At 40.5% G+C, this 2,326-nt stretch carries 3 protein-coding genes and 1 pseudogene; 3 read left to right on the top strand and 1 reads right to left on the bottom strand.

Translation table 11 applies throughout. The annotated features are described in order from the left end of the window. Positions 1-1,089, top strand: a pseudogene (locus tag H6G97_RS50050) (type IV secretory system conjugative DNA transfer family protein); the annotation flags it as partial. A 22-nt stretch (positions 1,090-1,111) separates the two neighbouring features. On the opposite strand, the gene H6G97_RS50045 reads toward H6G97_RS50050, so the two are convergent. Continuing rightward, the gene (locus H6G97_RS50045) at positions 1,112-1,273 is read right to left on the bottom strand and encodes a hypothetical protein (protein ID WP_190947649.1); all 162 of its coding nucleotides are present in this window, start codon (positions 1,271-1,273) and stop codon (positions 1,112-1,114) included. A gap of 25 nt (positions 1,274-1,298) precedes the next feature. Between H6G97_RS50045 and H6G97_RS50040 the strand changes: the two genes are divergently transcribed. Both H6G97_RS50040 and H6G97_RS50035 read left to right on the top strand, forming a co-directional pair. Next, positions 1,299-1,970, top strand: a complete 672-nt coding sequence (locus H6G97_RS50040) for a response regulator transcription factor (protein WP_190947648.1) — start codon at positions 1,299-1,301, stop codon at positions 1,968-1,970. Beyond that, positions 1,963-2,211, top strand: a complete 249-nt coding sequence (locus H6G97_RS50035; RefSeq protein ID WP_190947647.1) for a hypothetical protein — start codon at positions 1,963-1,965, stop codon at positions 2,209-2,211. The genes H6G97_RS50040 and H6G97_RS50035 overlap by 8 nt, the downstream gene beginning before the upstream one ends. Positions 2,212-2,326 lie beyond the last annotated feature (115 nt).

The following is a 2,326-nucleotide window of genomic DNA, read 5'->3' as shown; positions in this document are numbered from 1 at the left end:
ATCGCACCGGGAGCAACCCCAACAGGTGATTACCTTCACCCATCAGAAGGTCTTGCCCTAAATACTTTGCAAGCCCTAGCCAGAGCAGATAGTTCTACTGCTTTAGTTGCCGCGCCGGGAAGCGGTAAATCAGTAACCCTCAATTACTTAATTGGGCGGATTTTGGCAGATTCCCCAGGTGCAGATATCTGGGTAATTAGCGCTAAGAATGATAGTTTTTGCGGTTTACGAGAGAAAGAAAGGGTAATTGTCTTTGACGGGGAAAACCCAGACCTAGCGAAAGAGGTAATTGATAACTTTTACACCTCGTACAAACAGCGTAAGCAACTACTAGAATCGAAGCGCGAATCCTTACCACCATTGATTCTAATTTTGGATGACTGGTTAGTGATTGCTGACTCTTTAAGCAAGCTTTACTCTGATTGGAATTATGGGAGTAAATTACTTGATGTTTTACTGATTGGTCGAGAGTTTAATACTAAGTTTATTGCCTCTCTACAGTCTTTTAATTTGGCAGCATTGGGCATTGAAAAGATGGATGCTCAAACTCGTATGTGCCTTAACTTACTGCTGTTAGGTAACAGGTATATCAAGAACGGACGGGAGCAAGAATCTTATGGAGTATTGGAACTAATTTTAAATAGAGGTGACATTATCCCAGGTAAGCTTGAGCGGGAGCAAATTAAATCTAAATACTTGGATATTAAAGCAGTCTCCTATCAAAACTTACGCCCAGTGATGATTGCTTCTGTTGGTGGTTTTGTTGTGGCATTAATGCCCCAATTATCTAATCGAGCCAAGCCGATTGCTTCGGAGCAGGAATATCTAGATAGAGTGTTTGACCTGGAATTTAATTTAACTGCTACTCGCCCTCATCACCCCAAGCCATTATCTGAAGTAGCAAAAAAGATTTATGAATACTTCCAAAATGTCAAGACTAAAACACCAAAAACATTACGCGATTTGAAGAAAGCAGATAGGTTATCTGGTTATTCAGAGTCAGAATTAATTGATGGTTTAGCTGAATTAGTTAAGACTGATCAGGTAAATTCTGACGCTCCTGATAGCTACTCCCTACCTGATTGGTGAAAGTCCTGCCGTGATGCCGTGGTCATAAAAAGGGATGTTTTACAGGCTTTTTGATGTGTCCACGGCATACGGCAACAATCACGGCAATCCATACCATGTATAGGTCGTAGCCCACGGCACTGCTACGGCATCGCGGACAACCACGGCAGAGACACCAATAATAAGTCCGCCAATAAACAGCCATTTATTATTAGAGGATTATCAAGATTATGCTGAAAATAGTAATTGTTGAACCAGAAATATTCACTCTCTTAGGCATCAAAGGCGCTATTGAACAATCTCCCGATATAGAAGTAACTGGTGATGCCACCAGTGGAAAGCTAGGTTTTCAGTTAATTGAACAGACCAATCCTGATGTTGTGTTAGTTGATTTACTATTGCCCGATATGAGTGGTTTAGAACTGACTCGCTCAATCAAAAGAAAGACTAATAGTAAAGTGGTAATTTTTACTAATCAGACTCATTCCGACTTTATTAAGTCAGCTTTCCATCATGGTGCTGATTCTTATATGCTCAAAAGTGCTGATATAGAATTGATTGAACTAGCCATCAAGAGAGCTTACTCTGATGAATGCCTACTTGACCCGAAGCTGGCTAAAAAACTGTTAAAAAACCTTGATAAAAATAGATATATTGACCCTAGTTTTGCTGACAAAAACTTGCTTGATTCTCCCACCGAACGACAAATACAAGTCCTGCGTTTACTGGCTCAGGGTTTAGCTTTTGAACAGATTGCCAAAGAAATGTTTCTCTCTGTTAGTACAGTCAAACGTTATGCCAGTGATTTGTACAGTAAATGGCACGTCAGGAACAGTTATGAGGCGATAAAAAGAGGGGCGATGCTTGGTTATATTGACTATAACTTGATTGTGAATGAATGATTTATCGGTGAGGAGACGGAAGGATTTAGTCTGGGATTGGTGGGGTTTATTTTTGTACAAAATCTCTATATCCCTAACTAGCCCAATCGTTGCTGCAATACGCCCAGAGCGAACCGGAAGAAGATCAGCAGTCACAGCAGTCATTATTGAGATACAGCCCAACTTTAAGGTAAAAGGTCAACGGTTCAGTTTGGAGGAGTTGAAGCGACTGTTTAATGAGTTGGTTGAGAACAGTCTTTAGTCTGGCTAGATGCGAATACCATCGAAATTGCCCCAAATCAGACAGACGTACACAGAATGCCCAAAAGTATAAGACATTGAGAACTGTGAAATTTTTACAAGTTATCTAATGAGCA

This window comes from Nostoc flagelliforme FACHB-838, assembly GCF_014698065.1.
GTDB lineage: Bacteria > Cyanobacteriota > Cyanobacteriia > Cyanobacteriales > Nostocaceae > Nostoc > Nostoc flagelliforme_B.
The sequence above is the reverse complement of the archived record's forward strand: the minus strand, read 5'-3'. Positions and strand labels throughout refer to the sequence as shown.

Bases quoted from the DNA above. Each gene is read 5' to 3' on its own strand.
- H6G97_RS50045 (WP_190947649.1), bottom strand. From the start codon at position 1,273: ATGGCTGTTTATTGGCGGACTTATTATTGGTGTCTCTGCCGTGGTTGT.
- H6G97_RS50040 (WP_190947648.1), top strand. From the start codon at position 1,299: ATGCTGAAAATAGTAATTGTTGAACCAGAAATATTCACTCTCTTAGGC.
- H6G97_RS50035 (WP_190947647.1), top strand. From the start codon at position 1,963: ATGAATGATTTATCGGTGAGGAGACGGAAGGATTTAGTCTGGGATTGG.